Origin of the sequence: Mesorhizobium sp. M0152 (assembly GCF_040322415.1) — a bacterium.
Taxonomy (GTDB): domain Bacteria; phylum Pseudomonadota; class Alphaproteobacteria; order Rhizobiales; family Rhizobiaceae; genus Mesorhizobium.
The window spans coordinates 315780-332338 of record NZ_JAMYTH010000002.1; the positions used below are offsets into that span (position 1 = coordinate 315780).

The window sequence follows — 16559 nt, forward strand, 5'->3', positions numbered from 1 at the left end:
GCCGTCGGGCACGACACGCTCACCGGCATCATGCTCAAGATCGTCTCGGTCGCGGTCTTCGTCTGCATGTCCACCTGCATCAAGGCGGCGGGTACGGTGCCGGCGGGCCAGATCGTGTTCTTCCGCTCCTTTTTCGCCATCTTTCCGATCATCGGCTTCCTCGCCCTCAAGGGGAACCTTGGCACGGCCTTTTCTACCAAGCGCCCGCTCAACCACATCGCGCGTGGTGTCGTCGGTGTCTGCGCGATGGGCCTTGGCTTCTTCGCGCTGACCCGGCTGCCGCTGCCCGAGGCGATCACGCTGAACTATGCGCAGCCGCTGCTGGTGGTGGTGTTCAGCTCGATGTTCCTCGGCGAAGCCATCCGCGTTTACCGCTGGAGCGCGGTCGCCGTCGGTCTGGTCGGCGTGCTGATCATCTCCTGGCCCGAACTGACGCTGCTGAGTTCGCACGAGGCGCTCGACGATCAGGAAGTGCTCGGTGTCGTTGCAGCTCTTGTCGCGGCGGCGATCTCGGCCGTCGCGATGCTGCTCGTGCGCAACCTCGTTCAAAGCGAGCGCACCGCGACCATTGTATTGTGGTTCTCGGTGACGGCGAGCGCCATGGCGCTGCTGTCGCTGCCCTTCGGCTGGCAGGCGCTGACGTCGGTGCAAGCGGTTCTTCTTGTCGCCGCCGGCTTCTGCGGTGGCCTTGGCCAGATCCTGATGACATCGGCCTATCGTCACGCCGAGGCATCGGTGGTGGCGCCCTTCGAATATACCTCGATGATCCTCGGCGTCGTCGTCGGCTATCTCGTCTTCGGCGACATCGCCACGCTCAACACGCTGGCCGGTGGCCTGATCGTCGTTGCCGCCGGCATCTTCATAATCTGGCGCGAACGCCAGCTGGGTTTGGAACGCACTCGCACACGCAAGGCGGCCCCGCCGCAGGGCTGATCTAGCCGAGCCAGATTCAACGAGGCCAAATGGTGCCACGCTCGCTCGCCAGCCGCACCAGCACCGCCCGTGTCTGCTCGTCGGCCGGGAAAAAGGATTCGATCGCCAGTTCCGACAGCGTCACGTCGAGCGGTGTGCCGAAGACAGTGATGGTGCTGATGAACGACAGCACCTGGTCACCATGGGCAAGCCTGAGCGGGTGGACGATGGCGTCCGGCTCGACCGGCGCCGGCCGGCTGCCCTTGAGACCGGAAGGATAGCTGCGCAGCTCTCGCTCCAGTTCGACCAGCACCGGATCGCCCGTGGCGTCATTCTGGTGCCTGAGACGCTCGAGCAGATGCGTCCGCCATTCGCCGAGATTGACGATGCGCGGCGCGATGCCGCCTGGATGCAGGCTGAGGCGCAGCACGTTGACTGGTGCCGTCAGCAGCGAAGTTTCGCTGACGTCCGCAAGAAAAGGCGCGATGGCGGCATTGGCCGAAACCAGGTTCCAGTGCCGGTCGACAGCAAGCGCCGGGAACGGTTCATGTCCCTTCAGCACCATCTCCACCGCCACCATCGCTGGCGCCAGCGTCGGGTCGGTGAGGGGCCGTTCACCGAAGCTCGGCGCAAAGCCCGCGGCGAGCAGCAACTGGTTGCGTTGCCTGAGTGGGATCGCCAGTTGCTCGGCCAGATGCAGCACCATGTCGCGTGAGGGCGCCGCACGTCCGCTTTCGACGAAGCTCAGATGCCGCTGCGAGATCTCGGCCTCCATGGCGAGATCGAGCTGGCTCATGCGACGCCGCGTACGCCATTCGCGAATGAGGCTGCCGGCGGAGGTTTGGATGGTTGTCATGATGGGATGACTAAGCCGGCAGGGGCGGCACTTCAATTACCTGCGAGGTCATGGGAGCGGACATTTTCATAACTTTGGAGATCGGCTACTCGCGCGCCTTCAACCCAGCGTTCGCAACTTCGCCTTCACCTCAAGAAAGTCCCGCCACGCCAGCTTCTTGTGCGCAGGCGTCCTGAGCAGATAGGCAGGATGCAGCGTCGGCATGGCGGGGATGGCGATGCCGGACATTGTCGTATGGACGCGCCAATTGCCACGTAGCCGCAAGATGCCTTCCGAGGTGTTGAGCAAGGTCTTGGCCGACGGGCCGCCGAGATTGATCAGCACCTTGGGATTGACCAGTTCGATTTGCCGCTCGATGAACGGCCGGCAGATTTCGGTTTCGTGCGGCGTCGGCGTGCGATTGCCAGGTGGTCGCCAGGGAATGACATTGGCAATGTAGACGGATGTCCGATCTAGCCCGATCGCCGCCAGCATGCGGTCGAGCAGCCGGCCCGAGCGTCCGACGAAGGGCAGGCCCTCGATGTCCTCGTCGCGGCCGGGCGCCTCGCCGACCAGCATCACGGCGGCCTCCGGATTGCCGTCGGCGAATACGAGGTTCTTGGCGGTGGCTTTGAGATTGCAGCCGTCGAATGCCGCCATGTGCTGGCGAAGCTGGTCCAGGGTCACAGCCGTTGCCGCCAGCTGGCGCGCCAGCGCTGCCTGCGCTTCGTCGGGAACCGTTGTGGCAGAGAGCACGCGCGCTGCCGGCGGCGCATTTGCTCTGTCGCTGGCCTCGGCGCGGGACAAGCTCGTCGAGCGAGGCGGCGGTTCGGTGGTGTCAGTCGAGGGCGCCGTCCTCGGCGCGCGCTCCGCTGGCCTTGGCGCTGCCTCGGCGAACCTGTTGACAGGCTGGTCTTCAAGCGCCTCATCGACACCCGCGCTGGCGTAGAAAGCCAAAAGGTCGGCAAGGTCCGGTCTGTTGTTTGGGGAGGCGGCAGTCATGTCCGCACATTCGTCCGGGCGAGCCTCATTTGCAAGTTTGTGATTGGCGAAAGCGGTGGTGACAGCCAATCTTCTCCTTGAAGAGGAAATGGCCAGCGGGTCGGAGCGGGGCTTTGCGCGTCCAGCCTCTCCTCGGCGACTTTCGCCAATTCGCTTTCCACTCAGAGCGGGCTTTACCCCGTCGGTATGCGCGGATCCTGCACGAGATAGAAGGTCCAACGCGGCGTGTAGTCGGTGATCAGAAATTCGAAACTGACGGTTTTCAGCGGATCGACCTTGCCGTTCCTGAACAGCAGACGATCATACGGCTCGAAATCGCGGCCGAAATCGGCGAAGTTGCTGGACTGGATGTTGTCGGGCGTCTTGTTGCGCTGGTCGAATGACAGCCCGTCGCCGAACACGCTCGGCCGATCGAGTATCTCTTGCAGCTCGAACTGGAATTCGATCCAGGCCTGGCCGCTGTTGTTGAGCACGTCGATGCGCATATACATGATGCCATTGGCGAACTCGCTGGCCTTGCCAAAGGCCTGTATCGGCTTTGCCGTGCGGATGGTCAAAGTGACCGGCGTCGCCGAATTCAGCTCTTCGGTGACGACCAGCGGATCATCCTTGGTCCCGATACCGGACACACTGGTGATGCGGAAGCCGCCGAGCTCGTCGGAAAACGAATAAGCGCCGGTCGCCCAGACCTTCACCTCGTCCGCCGCAACGCTGGTCGGTGCCGCCATCAGAAGAGCCAAAAGAAGCGCCCGGCAGGCCCGGCCGGGCGTCGATGGAAAGCGCGTCGATGTGAAGCCGGCTGGCCCAGGAATGCGCATGGCGCGAAGTATGGCCGATAAGCAAGCCGCCGAACACTTAAAAACGTGAGCGAAACCGGGCCCGCTGGGCAAAACAGCCGTGGTGCCGCTCGGGTGCGCGACTTTTTGGCCAAATCCGCATTGTCACGTATGCGCCGGTTTCCTGTCGCCAATTGATGCGCTATGCAGCGCAGGAGCCAGCAAGATGCCCGAATGGGATAAGCCAGTGCGGAGGGGTTGATGAGCGACATCGAACGCGAAAGCATGGAATTCGACGTGGTCGTCGTCGGCGCCGGCCCGGCCGGCCTCGCCGCCGCCATTCGCCTCAAACAGGTCAATCCCGAGCTTTCCGTCGTGGTGCTGGAAAAGGGGGGCGAAGTCGGCGCCCACATCCTTTCGGGCGCTGTCGTCGATCCGATCGGCATCGATCGCCTCTTGCCCGGCTGGCGCGAGGAGGAGGGCCATCCATTCAAGACGCCGGTCACCGAGGATCACTTCCTCGTTCTTGGCCCTGCCGGATCGTTCCGGCTGCCCAACTTCCTGATGCCGCCATTGATGAACAATCACGGCAATTACATCGTCTCGCTCGGCAATGTCTGCCGCTGGCTGGCGACCAAGGCGGAGGCGCTTGGCGTCGAGATCTATCCGGGCTTTGCCGCCGCCGGCCTGCTGTACAACGAAGAGGGCGCCGTCACCGGTGTCATCACCGGCGACATGGGCGTCGAGAAGGATGGCACGCATGGCCCCGGCTTCGCGCCGGGCATGGCACTGATGGGCAAATATGTCCTGATCGGCGAGGGCGCCCGCGGCTCGCTCGCCAAGCAACTGATCGCGAAATACAAGCTTTCGGATGGCCGCGAGCCCGGCAAGTACGGTCTCGGCCTCAAGGAGCTCTGGCAGGTCAAGCCGGAGAACCACCGGCCGGGCCTTGTCCAGCATTCCTTCGGCTGGCCGCTCGACATGAAGACCGGCGGCGGCTCGTTCCTCTATCATCTGGAGGACAATCAGGTGGCGGTCGGCTTCGTCCTCCACCTCAATTACAAGAACCCGTATCTGTCGCCGTTCGAGGAATTCCAGCGCTTCAAGACGCATCCGGCGATCGCAGGCACGTTCGAAGGTGCCAAGCGGCTGGGCTATGGCGCTCGCGCCATCACCGAGGGCGGCTGGCAATCGGTGCCGAAACTGTCGTTCCCCGGCGGTGCGCTGATGGGCTGCGCGGCGGGCTTCGTCAACGTGCCGCGTATCAAGGGTTCGCATAATGCGGTGCTTTCCGGAATGCTGGCGGCCGAACATGTCGCCGAGGCGATCGGTGCCGGCCGCGCCAATGACGAGCTTTCCTCCTACGAAGCGGCGTGGCGTGCGACCGACATCGGCAAGGATTTGAAGAAGGTGCGCAACGTCAAGCCGCTATGGTCGCGCTTCGGCACCATTGTCGGCGTCGGCCTCGGCGGGCTCGACATGTGGCTGAACACGCTGTTCGGCGTCTCGCCCTTCGGCACGCTGAAACACGGCAAGGCCGATTTTGCCACGCTCGAACCTGCCGCCCGGCACAAGAAGATCACCTATCCGAAAGCAGACGGCGTGCTAACCTTCGATCGCCTGTCCTCGGTGTTCCTGTCCAACACCAATCACGAGGAAAACGAGCCGGTCCACCTGCTGGTTGGCGACATGGACCTACAGAAACGGTCGGAACACGATGTCTTCGCCGGGCCGTCGACGCGTTATTGTCCGGCCGGCGTCTACGAGTGGGTCGACAAGGACGGCAATGCCGCCGCGGATCCGGCGGCGAAGGACGTGCGCTTCGTCATCAACGCGCAGAACTGCGTCCACTGCAAGACCTGCGACATCAAGGACCCGAACCAGAACATCAACTGGGTGCCGCCACAAGGCGGCGAAGGCCCGGTCTACCAGAACATGTAGGCCTCCACCGACCGGGCCGTCTCGACCGCCGGCAACAAAAAAGCCGGCGAAGGCCCGGTCTACCAGAACATGTAAGCCCGCACCGACCGGGCTGTCTCCACTGCTGGCAGCAAAAATGCGAGCGAAGGCACCTGTCCATCTCGCCATGTAGGACAGCAGCACCGTTGAAACGGTCGCCGGTCTATGGTTCCCTCTCCAGATAGGGAGAAGGCCCATGCGCCGGACAATTCTAACATGTCTTGCCGCCATCGGTGCGCTGGGCGCACCGGAGGCGCTGGCCGGCACCAAGGCTGTGGTCCAGACGCGGACCTACGACATCATGGGAAACTCGGGCGCTGCCCTCGTCGAGGCCATGGACAGCAAGGGCCCCAAGCACGGCTTCATGACGCATGCCATCGCTCAGACCGCCTATACCGTCGACTGGACTCTCGACACCGGCCAAGACAATGGCCTCTGCCGGGTTCGGCGGGCCAACGGCACGCTCAATCTCCTCTACACCTTCCCTCGTATTGCTTCGTCGACGACGCCGGTGCTGAAGAGACGCTGGAACCGGTTTTTCGCCGGTGTACGCGCTCATGAGGAAACGCATGGCCGCATCGCCGGAGAGATGATGCGCGCCACGGAAAGGTCGCTCGCCAGCCTCAAGATCACCGAGGATCCGTCCTGCTACAAGGTACGTCGCGAGGCACAGCGACGCATTCGGGCGGTCTATGCCAAATACGAGGCCAGGCAGAACGCTTTCGACGCGCGCGAGCATCGGGACGACGGGCATGTCGAGCATCTGATCGCGGCCCTGGTGGGCAAGCGCTGAAGGAGCGATCCGTTCGTGCGTCAGCCGCGCGGCGCGCCGGGCAGGTCGCGCGCCGCGAGTGCTGTCGCGCCTTCATCCTCGGGCTGCTTGTCAGCGGGCCGCAGTGAGAATTCTACCAGGACCGGCAGATGGTCGGAGCCGGTCTCCTCGAGCCTGGATGCGCCGTGGATCAGCACCGCTCCCTTGCTGAACACCTGGTCGATAGGCAGGCCGGCGAAACGCCGCAGGAAATCCGGAAACTTGATGTAGGTCCAGGTCGGTCCCGCTGACGGCATGATTGTCAGCCCGCCGAGCGAAGCGACACGGCGCACCGCCGCGCTCCACGGCACGGCGTTGCAGTCGCCGGCCATGATCGCCGTTTCGCCGAGGGAAGAGAGTGTTCCCGCCAACTCGCCGATCTGCCAATATTGCTCGCGAGGCCACGGCCAGCTGAGATGGATGGCGGCAACGTCGACACCCGTGCCGCCGAAATCGACGGTCGCGATCGCCATCGCGCCGCGCCACTCGCATCGCGGTTCTGTTCCGGCGGCAAACGGCCGTCGCGAGAGCAGTGCGACGCCGAATATGCCGTTCGGATAGGGACAGAGGATTCGGTATGGATAGGCGCTGCTGATATAACCAAGCTCGGTCGTCCACATCGCCGAGACCTCGTCGAGGGTGATCACGTCGGGATTGGTCCGGCCGATCAGCGACAGCACCTTCTTTGGCGTCGGATTGTCGTAGCGCAGATTCATCTGGAGCAGGCTGTAGACGATCTGGTCTGCGGGTTTGGCGACCGCTTGAACCGGCCATAGACGAGGCAGCGCGTTCGAGGTCGTGGCAAGAGCTGCCACGGCAAAGACCAGAGCCGCGGCCGCCTGAAGGCGAAACGACGTCGCCAGCAGCGGCAGCGCGCAAAGCGCCATCAGCACGGCGAGATGGATGCGGAAATGGGCGAAGGAATCGAGTGCGTGATGCAGCGTGCCGAAGAACCCGGCCACCAGCGCAACCGAGAACATCATCATCGCGATGAATGCCAGTGAAGCCGCCATGTATCGACTGCGTCTCATCGGGTCAGGTCTGCACGCGGTGCTGGAGATGGTCCTGGCTCGGTTATCGGCAAAAATGCGGCTCAATCAAGATGGCCAAAAGCCCAATGCGATCTCGGCCAAAGTGCACAGCACCTCTTACTGGAACGCCACCTCTTACTGGAACGCCGTCTCCGAAAAGCTTCTGAGCTTGCGCGAATGCAGCCGCTCCATCGGCATCTCGGCAAGTTTCTCCATCGCCTTGATGCCGATCGTCAGGTGCTGCGCCACCTGCCGTTTGTAGAACTCGGTCGCCATGCCTGGCAGCTTCAACTCGCCATGCAGCGGCTTGTCGGAAACGCACAGCAGCGTGCCGTAGGGGACACGGAAGCGGAAGCCATTGGCGGCGATGGTCGCCGATTCCATGTCGAGCGCGATGGCGCGCGACTGCGACAGGCGCTGCACCGGTCCACGCTGGTCGCGCAGTTCCCAGTTGCGGTTGTCGATGGTGGCGACCGTGCCGGTACGCATGATGCGCTTCAGATCATAGCCGGACAGGCCGGTGACCTCGGCGACCGCTTCCTGCAGCGCCACCTGGATCTCGGCCAGCGGCGGGATCGGCACCCAGACCGGGAGATCGTCGTCAAGCACGTGGTCCTCGCGTACATAGGCATGCGCCAGCACATAGTCGCCCAGCGCCTGTGTGTTGCGCAGCCCCGCGCAATGGCCGAGCATCACCCAGGCATGCGGCCTCAGCACCGCGATATGATCGGTGATCGTCTTGGCGTTGGAGGGGCCGACGCCGATGTTGACCATGGTGATACCGCCATGGTTCGGCTTCTTCAGGTGGTAGGCCGGCATTTGCGGCAGTCGGGCGGGCGGGGTGCCCTCGCTTGCCATGCCGCCGCCGGCGCAGGTCACGACATTGCCCGGTTCGACGAATTCCACATAGCCGTCGCCGCCATTCTCCATCAGTGCGCGCGCACGGGCGACGAACTCGTCGATGTAGAACTGGTAGTTGGTGAACAGCACGAAGTTCTGGAAATGCTGCGGGCTGGTGGCCGTATAATGTGTCATGCGGTGCAGCGAGTAGTCGATGCGCTGCGCCGTGAACGGCGCCAGCGGCCGGGGTTCGCCGAACGCGACTTCGAACGTGCCGTTGGCGATCTGATCGTCGGTGCCGTCGAGATCCGGCACGTCGAACAAATCGCGGATCGGCCGCTTTATGCGTTCGGCCGCGGCGCCGTCGACGTAGGTGCCCTCCAGGAAGGCGAAATGCAGCGGGATCGGCGTGGTCGATTCCGAGACCGTCACCGGCACGCCGTGATTGCGCATGATCAGGCGAAGCTGCTCCACGAGATAGGTCGAGAACAGTTGGGGCTGGGTGATCGTGGTGGCGAAATGACCGGGCGTCGGCATATGGCCATAAGCCTGGCGCGAGTCGACCTGGGTGAACGAACTCGTGGTGACGCCGATCTCGGGATAGAACGCCCGGTAGCGCTTGCTGCTGTCGCCGCCAGCGGCAAGTGCTGCGAAGGAGTCGCGCAGGAACTTGGTGTTGCGATCGTAGAGCGCCTGCAGCGCGGCGACGGCCTTTTCGGCGCTGTTGTAGCTCTGCCGGCCAAATGGCTCCGGCATGACGACGGATTCGATGGCTTGTGGGTAGATTCGCTTTTCCATGGCCCAATATAGAGACTTGGACGGGCCGTTGGGAGGGGGCCGGCGGCCGAAGGCGCCCAAAGTGCCATTTTTCTTTATCCCCGCCGCAGGCTGACCAGCAGCACGAAGCCGACGCCGGACTTCCTAAGGGCCGGCGCCTCGATCGTCGAGCCGGCATCGGCGCGCATCATCGGCACGGCCAGGACCGGAGCTGCCAAGAGCATCAGGATAAGCGCCGCCCGCGGCAGGAGCCGGAGGGTCTTGAGGGCGTTGGCGGCGATGCGGTCCATGATGTCTTAGCTTTTCTTTTCGAGGTCTCAGTTCTCTGTTTCAGTGGCGAAGGCTGGCAGGGCAGGCGAAGCGGCAGATCCCTGTGGCCCCGTCCCAGGAGCGGGCCGGACGGCCCGCTTCGGCGACGAGGATGGCGAAGAATATTCCAAACAGGCTCATCAACAGGCAGACGATGGTGAAGCGGCGGGCGAGCATTGGGTTCGTGTCTCCTTCAACACGCCGGAGAATGCCCTAACGCCTCTGAACCGGCTCTGATGCCGGCGTTCATCTGCGGTTCAAATTGATTGACGGGATCCGAATGGCCGGGGTCGGTCTGGACATCCTCCGGCCGGAACATCGAACACCAGTGCATCACATGTCGATGAAACGAAAACGGGGCCCCGCAAGGAGCCCCGTCGTCAGGTCGCAGAGATAGGGTCGATCAGAGCTTGTGCCAAGTCTGGCTCTTGCAGATCAGTCCGCCGAGCACGCAGCCGCTCATCTTGAGCGAGGTGCCCGACAGGGTTGCCTTGCCCGAATAGGTCTTGTCGTTTGCCGGGTCGGTGATGCTGCCGGCATATTTGTTGTCGCCGGCCGCCTTGAGCGAGCCGATGGTCTTGCCGGCATATTTGCCGGATTTGAGGGTGATGGAAAACGCGCCGCCGCCAGCAATGGCCGCGGTATCGCCCGCTTGCGTCTTCCAATTGCCTTCGATCGGATCGGCCCACGCCGCACCGGTCATGATGAAGGTGGCCGCAAGGGCCAGCCTCACTTTTCGCAACATGATCTTCCTCCCTTTGGATATCCGGCAGGATGCTCCGCCTCGCCGGTCTGCCGCTTACGCAAACGTAAGCTAATCCAGCTCCCGGCAAAACAAAAGCGGGTGCCGCAGGGGAAGAGTTGGGGATTTCTGAAGCGGCCTGAATGCGCCACGCCAGCGCGGATATGAAACGATCCCTGCATGCCGTTTGTTTCCCGTGGTTAGCAGAGTGTTGCTTCCGGGCGCGAAAATTTTCGTCAAATTTGGCGAAAACCAGCTGAATTGCTGGCTTCGTATCCTTAACGAATTTCGACGTTTACCTATTGTTTTAGCTTTGTTTTCTCCAAATTAAGCACGCCATTTAACGACGGATTCAAGCCTAGCCGGCATTCTCGAAAGCATCGAAGGAGCGGCCCGGACAGACAAACGGAGGCAGCTCTCGGGAGCCGGACAGGGCCAGAACAAGGGGATTGAAAAATGGCACGTTTTGAAATGCTTGAAGCAGGCTTCGGCGCCATGGGGGCAACTGCCCAGGCCGACATTCTTTTCGAATTGGGCATGATGTATGCGACCGGCCGCGATTGCGAGACCGACGTCGTCGCGGCCCACAAATGGTTCAACATCGCCGCCATCAAGGGCTCGGCGCGCGCCGCGGAACTGCGCTCGGAACTGTCGGCGGCCATGTCGAAGATCGAGATCGCCAAGGCGCTGCGCGAAGCCCGCGAATGGATGACCATGCACTGAGTTCCGCCAGGATAGGGAAGGCTTGGCCAAGGCCGCACCAGACGGTCGGGCCAGAACAGGGATAGGCTGCGTAAGACAGTCGACTACAAAAACGAGAACGCGGCAGGTAGAATCCAAGCCGTGCAACAATCCGGCTTCCAGCCGGCCGGGAAGACAGGGAAGGCGAGTTGGGGTCTGGGTGCGGGGGCACTTGGGAAACGGCTCGACAGGCAAGGCCGCGACCAGCCGAAACAAGACTGGCGCGGCTTTTGCTTTGCTGAAACGTCTTTTGCAGGCCCAATCGAGCGGCGCCAATGCGCCTAGACAGGCCCAATGAACGATGAAATTGTCCCGCCTCTCTGGAAGAAGCGTGGCCGGGGCGGCCGCGCGTGAGTGGAGGAGTTACACCACAATGAAAAAATTGAGTATTTTGAGCGCGGCCGTTTTCGGCCTGATGATGAGTGCGCCGGCCGCATTCGCCGAGGACATTACTTTCTCGGTGGTCGGCCCGATGACCGGACAGCTCGCCACAATCGGCGATCAGTTCAAGCAGGGCGCACAGGCTGCTGCGGACGCCATCAACGCGGCGGGCGGCATCGAAGGGCGCCAGGTCAAGCTCGATATCGAGGATGATCAGTGTGATCCCAAGCAGGCCGTATCGGTCGCCAACCGCATCGTCGCCAACGGCGTCAAGTTCATCGACGGACATGCCTGCTCGGGCTCGAGCATCCCAGCCTCGGCTGTCTATGCCGAAGCCGGTGCCCTGATGATGAGCCCCGCTTCCTCGAACCCGGTGCTGACCGATGCCGCGGCCAAGGCCGGCTGGGCGACAATCATGCGTCTCTACACGCGTGACGATGCACAAGGCGCATTCATCGGCCCGTGGATCGCCAAGAAATATGCCGGCAAGAACGTCGTCGTCCTGCACGACAAGAGCGCTTACGGTCAGGGCGTGGCGGATGCCGTAAGGGCAACCATGAACGCCGGCGGCCTCAAGGAAGTGTATTATGACGCCATCAATCCTGGCGAGAAGGACTATTCGGCGCTCGTCACAAAGCTCAAGGATCTCAAGGCCGACGTCGTCTATTTCGGCGGCTACCACCCTGAAGCTGGCCTGATCCTGCGTCAGTCGGCGGAACAGAACCTCAAGTTCCAGCTGATCATGCCGGACTCCATCGCTTCGCCGGAATTCTGGCAGGTTGCCGGCCCGGCCGGTGAGGGCACGATGTTCGTGTTCCCGTCGGATCCGCAGGCAAAGCCCGAAGCCAAGGCGGCTGTCGAGAAGATCAAGGCGGGCGGCTTCGTGCCGGAAGGCTTCACGCTGTTCTCCTACGCCACCATCCAGGCTTTCGCCGAGGGCATCAAGCGCGCGGGCAGTGACGATCCGGCCAAGGTTGCCGAAGCGTTGAAGAACGGCACGCCGATCAGCACCGTTGTTGGCGATGTCACCTTCGACGAGAAGGGTGACCTCAAGAATGCCAGCTACGACATCAACCAGTGGCATGACGGCAAGTACGCGCCGATCGCGCAGTAGTCGCTCCGGCGACCAAACAGCTTGAGAAATGGCCGGGTTCGTCCCGGCCATTTTCTTTGCGGCCGACCGTCCGTTCCGGCTGTCAGCCCGCAACCGCGGTCGAGGCACCCTGTTCCTCGACGAACCGCACCAGCACCGTTCCGTCAGTGACCTGCGCTCCTTCCGTGGCGATTTCGGCGATCACCCCGTCATGCGGAGCGGCGATGGTATGCTCCATCTTCATCGCCTCGAGGATCAGCAGCGGCTGCCCCCTGATCACGGCGTCGCCCTTTGCCGCGCGGACTAGTTTGACCAGCCCTGGCATCGGCGCGCGCAGGCTGCCGGAGGCTGCCGCGGCCTCGTCGGTTCTGGCCAGCGGGTCCGGTACGGCGAAAGTATAGCCAACGGCGCCTTCGAATACGGTGATGTGGCCTGGCCAGTGGGCGAGGCGTGGCGCTGCGCGCAAATCATGCGAATTGGCGCTGTCATATGGTGTGTCCAGCGCCACTTGGAAATGTCCGTCCGGCCGCACCGACACCTTTGCCAAAATGTCGTCTTCGCCGAACTTCAGCCGCGTACGCCGCGCCACGCTGTGGAAATGCGCATAGCCGGCAAGGGATGACCAGGGATCGTCGGTTGGCGGCGATACTCCGGCACTCGACGCTGCAACGGCGGCTGCAGCAACGGTTTCTCCATTCGGTGGCGCGACCTCGGTCAGCGCTGGCTGGTGCCTGCCGATCAGGCCGGTATCGACATTGCCCGCGCAAAAATCCGGATCGGCGGCAAGAGCTGCGAGAAAAGCGGTGTTGACGGTGGAGCCGGCGATCTCGGTTCGTGACAACGCTTCGCCGAGCGCTTCCAGTGCCGCCTTCCTGTCCTTTGCGTGCACGACCAGTTTTGCGATCATCGGATCGTAGTAGGGCGAAATGGCATCGCCGGCCCGCACGCCAGTCTCGATGCGAATAGACGCACCTTCGGGGGCCGTTTCGGGAAATTTGAGATGGTGCAGCGTGCCGGTCGCCGGCAGGAAGCCCCTTGCCGCATCCTCGGCATAGATGCGCGCCTCGAAGGCATGACCGCCAAGCGCGATCTCGCTCTGCGTCTTCGGCAGCTTTTCGCCGCTGGCGACCCGTAACTGCCACTCGACAAGATCGGTGCCGGTGACCATCTCGGTGACTGGGTGCTCGACCTGCAGACGGGTGTTCATTTCCATGAACCAGAAGCGGTCGGCCTGCAGGCCCTGCGAGGCATCGACGATGAACTCGATCGTGCCGGCGCCGGAATAGTTTATGGCCTTGGCGGCCTTCACTGCCGCGTCGGTCATCGCCTTGCGCAGTGCCGGTGTCATGCCGGGGGCAGGCGCCTCCTCGATCACCTTCTGATGGCGGCGCTGCGCCGAGCAGTCGCGCTCAAAGAGATGCACCACATTGCCGAAGCTGTCGCCGAAGACCTGCACTTCGATATGTCGTGGCTTGTCGACATATTTCTCGACCAGCACATGGTCGTCGCCAAAGGCGGCCTTCGCCTCGCGCCGCGCGCTGGACAATGCTTCGGAAAAATTATCTGGATGCTCGACGCGCCGCATGCCCTTGCCGCCGCCGCCAGCGCGTGCCTTGATCAGTACGGGATAGCCGATCTCGCGCGCCTTGGAGGCAAGCAACACGATCTCCTGCGCCTCGCCGTGATAGCCCGGTACAACTGGTACCCCGGCCTTCTCCATCAGCCGCTTGGCGGCATCCTTGAGCCCCATGGCACGGATCGAGGCCGCTGACGGACCAATGAAAATCAGCCCCGCCGCCACCACCTGGCCGACGAAATCGGGGTTTTCCGACAGGAAGCCATAACCCGGATGGATCGCTTCGGCGCCCGTCGCCAGGGCAGCAGCGACAATCCTGTCGCCGCGCAAATAGCTTTCGCCGACGGGCGAGGGGCCGATATGCACCGCCTCGTCAGCCATCTCGACATGCAGGGATTTCGTGTCGGCATCCGAATAGACGGCCACGGTGCGCACGCCGAGCTTGCGGGCCGTGCGGATGACACGGCAAGCGATCTCGCCCCGATTGGCGATCAGGATCTTGGCGAACATGGTGCCTCCGCAGCCAGAGAGTGCTTCAGGTTAGGGAGACGTTCCTTCGCGCTGTCCCGCCAGCCTAGCTGTCCGATGTCACGAACCTTACCTGCGATGACTGAAATAGCGCTCCTGTCCATAAGTCTAGCCTCCACCACCGGAAGCAACGGCACGATATAGTTGCGCCATTGGCTCGTCGAAGCAGCAGAAAATGACAGTTTCCGGCATGTTTTGCTCTTCGATGAACGTGCTGACCGTACGGACGGCGATCTTCGTCGCCTCATCTTTCGGGTAGCGGTAAACACCGGTCGAAATTGCCGGAAACGCCACCGTGCGGCAGTCATTGGCAGCGGCGAGTTCAAGCGACTTGACATAGCAGGAGGCCAGTAGTTCGGCTTCGCCCTCGTTGCCACCTTGCCAGACCGGTCCGACCGTGTGGATGACGTGGCGTGCGGGCAGCCTGTACCCGTCGGTGATCTTGGCTTCGCCGACCTTGCACCCATTCAGCATCCGGCATTCGTCCAGGAGCTCCGGTCCTGCTGCCCTGTGAATGGCGCCATCGACCCCGCCGCCACCGAGCAGCGAGGTGTTGGCGGCGTTGACGATGGCGTCGACATCCAGCTTCGTGATGTCGCCGGTGTGGATGCGAATCCTGTCCTGCGCCGCGCTCATCTCACATCCGGAACACGCCGAAGCGTGTCTCCTCGATCTCGGTGTTGAGCGCGGCGGACAGGCTGAGTGCCAGCACCTCGCGCGTCTTCGCCGGATCGATGATGCCGTCGTCCCAAAGACGGGCGGACGAGTAGAGCGGATGGCCTTCATGCTCGTATTTCATCAGGATCGGCTTCTTGAACTTGGCTTCCTCCTCGGCGCTCCATTCTCCGCCCTTGCGTTCGATGCCTTCGCGCTTGACCATGGCAAGCACCGTCGCCGCCTGCTCACCGCCCATCACCGAGATGCGCGCATTTGGCCACATCCACAGGAAGCGCGGCGAGTAGGCGCGGCCGCACATGCCGTAATTGCCGGCGCCGAACGAACCGCCGATGATGACGGTCACCTTCGGCACCTTGGCGGTGGCAACGGCCATCACCAGCTTGGCGCCGTCCTTGGCGATGCCGCCGGCCTCGTATTTTCGGCCGACCATGAAGCCGGTGATGTTCTGCAGGAAGACCAGCGGAATCCTGCGCTGGCAGCACAACTCGATGAAGTGCGCGCCCTTCAACGCGCTTTCGGAAAACAGCACGCCGCTATTGGCGATGATGCCGACCGGCATGCCGTGGAGGTGGGCAAAGCCGGTGACCAGCGTCGTGCCGTAGTTCTGCTTGAACTCGTCGAATTCGGAGCCGTCGACAATACGCGCGATCACTTCGCGCACGTCGTAGGGCTGGCGCAGATCAGTCGGCACGATGCCGTAGAGCTCGTCCGCTTGATGAAGCGGCGGAATCGATTTCTGCAAGGCCAGGTTCACAGTCTTGTTCCGATTCAGATTTTTGACGATGCGTCGGCAAATGGCCAGGGCATGCTCGTCGTCCAGCGCATAGTAGTCGGCGACGCCGGACAGCCTGGTATGCACATCCGCGCCGCCAAGGTCTTCGGCGCTGACGTCCTCGCCGGTGGCTGCCTTCACCAGCGGCGGCCCGCCGAGAAAGATGGTCGCCTGGTTGCGCACCATGATCGTCTCGTCCGACATCGCCGGCACATAGGCGCCGCCCGCCGTGCAGGAGCCCATGACGCAGGCGATCTGCGGAATGCCGGCCGCCGACATATTGGCCTGGTTGTAAAAAATGCGGCCGAAATGCTCGCGGTCGGGAAACACCTCGTCTTGGTTGGGCAGGTTGGCGCCGCCGCTGTCGACGAGGTAGATGCAGGGCAGATTGTTTTGCAGCGCGATCTCCTGCGCCCGCAGATGCTTCTTCACCGTCAGCGGATAATAGGTGCCGCCCTTCACCGTGGCGTCGTTGACGACGACCATTACCTCGGTGCCTTCGACGCGACCGACGCCGGCAATCATGCCGGCCGACGAAATCTCCTCGCCATACATCGACCACGCGGCGAACTGGCCGATCTCGAGGAAGGGCGAGCCGGTGTCGAGCAATTGCGCGAGACGCTCGCGCGGCAAGAGCTTGCCACGCGAAACATGGCGCTCGCGCGCTTCCTCCGAACCGCCGAGCTCGACGGTCACAGCTTTCTCGGCGATGTCGGCGACCAAAGCCCTCATGCGCTCGGCATTGGCGCGAAAGGTGTCGGAGGCGAGGGATATCTGGGTTTGGAGGACGGCCACG

General features: G+C 62.9%; 16 protein-coding genes. 5 read left to right on the forward strand and 11 right to left on the reverse strand.

All coding sequences use genetic code 11. From position 1 onward, the window contains the following. Window positions 1-30 precede the first annotated feature (30 nt). Window positions 31-933: a DMT family transporter gene (locus tag NKJ26_RS03790; RefSeq protein ID WP_352693855.1), complete on the forward strand. Its 903-nt coding sequence runs from the start codon at window positions 31-33 to the stop codon at window positions 931-933. 16 nt (window positions 934-949) lie between these two features. On the opposite strand, the gene NKJ26_RS03795 is transcribed toward NKJ26_RS03790, so the two are convergent. The 3 genes from NKJ26_RS03795 to NKJ26_RS03805 form a co-directional block, all read right to left on the reverse strand. Next, a complete protein-coding gene (locus NKJ26_RS03795; protein ID WP_352693790.1) occupies window positions 950-1768 on the reverse strand; it encodes a helix-turn-helix domain-containing protein in 819 nt (272 codons plus the stop codon). Between the two features lie 99 nt (window positions 1769-1867). Then, entirely contained in the window at window positions 1868-2749 is an 882-nt protein-coding gene (locus tag NKJ26_RS03800; protein ID WP_352693792.1) for a uracil-DNA glycosylase, read from the reverse strand. 173 nt (window positions 2750-2922) lie between these two features. Next, window positions 2923-3567, reverse strand: a complete 645-nt coding sequence (locus NKJ26_RS03805; RefSeq protein ID WP_352693794.1) for a hypothetical protein — start codon at window positions 3565-3567, stop codon at window positions 2923-2925. 219 nt (window positions 3568-3786) lie between these two features. On the opposite strand from NKJ26_RS03805, the gene NKJ26_RS03810 reads away from it, so the two are divergent. Both NKJ26_RS03810 and NKJ26_RS03815 read left to right on the forward strand, forming a co-directional pair. Further along, window positions 3787-5466 carry an electron transfer flavoprotein-ubiquinone oxidoreductase gene (locus NKJ26_RS03810; protein ID WP_352693796.1) on the forward strand — a complete coding sequence of 560 codons (1680 nt, stop codon included), beginning with the start codon at window positions 3787-3789 and terminating at the stop codon, window positions 5464-5466. Window positions 5467-5680: 214 nt separating this feature from the next. Further along, a complete protein-coding gene (locus NKJ26_RS03815; protein WP_352599630.1) occupies window positions 5681-6277 on the forward strand; it encodes a DUF922 domain-containing Zn-dependent protease in 597 nt (198 codons plus the stop codon). 20 nt (window positions 6278-6297) lie between these two features. Here NKJ26_RS03815 and NKJ26_RS03820 read toward each other — a convergent pair whose 3' ends face one another. The 5 genes from NKJ26_RS03820 to NKJ26_RS03840 all read right to left on the reverse strand — a co-directional run bounded on the left by NKJ26_RS03820 (window position 6298) and on the right by NKJ26_RS03840 (window position 9997). Beyond that, window positions 6298-7308, reverse strand: a complete 1011-nt coding sequence (locus NKJ26_RS03820) for an endonuclease/exonuclease/phosphatase family protein (RefSeq protein ID WP_352693798.1) — start codon at window positions 7306-7308, stop codon at window positions 6298-6300. Between the two features lie 153 nt (window positions 7309-7461). Then, window positions 7462-8922 carry an AMP nucleosidase gene (locus NKJ26_RS03825; RefSeq protein WP_352693800.1) on the reverse strand — a complete coding sequence of 487 codons (1461 nt, stop codon included), beginning with the start codon at window positions 8920-8922 and terminating at the stop codon, window positions 7462-7464. 116 nt (window positions 8923-9038) lie between these two features. Continuing rightward, the gene (locus tag NKJ26_RS03830; protein ID WP_352693802.1) at window positions 9039-9233 is read right to left on the reverse strand and encodes a hypothetical protein; all 195 of its coding nucleotides are present in this window, start codon (window positions 9231-9233) and stop codon (window positions 9039-9041) included. A gap of 40 nt (window positions 9234-9273) precedes the next feature. Beyond that, window positions 9274-9429, reverse strand: a complete 156-nt coding sequence (locus tag NKJ26_RS03835) for a hypothetical protein (protein WP_352693804.1) — start codon at window positions 9427-9429, stop codon at window positions 9274-9276. Between the two features lie 226 nt (window positions 9430-9655). After that, window positions 9656-9997, reverse strand: a complete 342-nt coding sequence (locus NKJ26_RS03840) for a DUF2147 domain-containing protein (protein WP_027026421.1) — start codon at window positions 9995-9997, stop codon at window positions 9656-9658. A gap of 453 nt (window positions 9998-10450) precedes the next feature. Between NKJ26_RS03840 and NKJ26_RS03845 the strand changes: the two genes are divergently transcribed. Beyond that, on the forward strand, window positions 10451-10717 hold the full coding sequence (locus tag NKJ26_RS03845; protein ID WP_027026420.1) for an SEL1-like repeat protein: 267 nt from the start codon (window positions 10451-10453) through the stop codon (window positions 10715-10717). A gap of 391 nt (window positions 10718-11108) precedes the next feature. Then, a complete protein-coding gene (locus NKJ26_RS03850; RefSeq protein WP_352599640.1) occupies window positions 11109-12230 on the forward strand; it encodes a branched-chain amino acid ABC transporter substrate-binding protein in 1122 nt (373 codons plus the stop codon). A gap of 82 nt (window positions 12231-12312) precedes the next feature. Here the strand turns inward: NKJ26_RS03850 and NKJ26_RS03855 are convergent, their stop codons facing one another. The 3 genes from NKJ26_RS03855 to NKJ26_RS03865 form a co-directional block, all read right to left on the reverse strand. Next, a complete protein-coding gene (locus tag NKJ26_RS03855) occupies window positions 12313-14295 on the reverse strand; it encodes an acetyl/propionyl/methylcrotonyl-CoA carboxylase subunit alpha (protein ID WP_352693807.1) in 1983 nt (660 codons plus the stop codon). 126 nt (window positions 14296-14421) lie between these two features. Continuing rightward, window positions 14422-14949, reverse strand: coding sequence for an O-acetyl-ADP-ribose deacetylase (locus tag NKJ26_RS03860; RefSeq protein ID WP_352693809.1), 528 nt, complete (start codon window positions 14947-14949; stop codon window positions 14422-14424). A gap of 1 nt (window position 14950) precedes the next feature. After that, complete coding sequence (locus NKJ26_RS03865) at window positions 14951-16558, reverse strand: carboxyl transferase domain-containing protein (RefSeq protein ID WP_352693811.1); 1608 nt, start codon at window positions 16556-16558, stop codon at window positions 14951-14953. Window position 16559 lies beyond the last annotated feature (1 nt).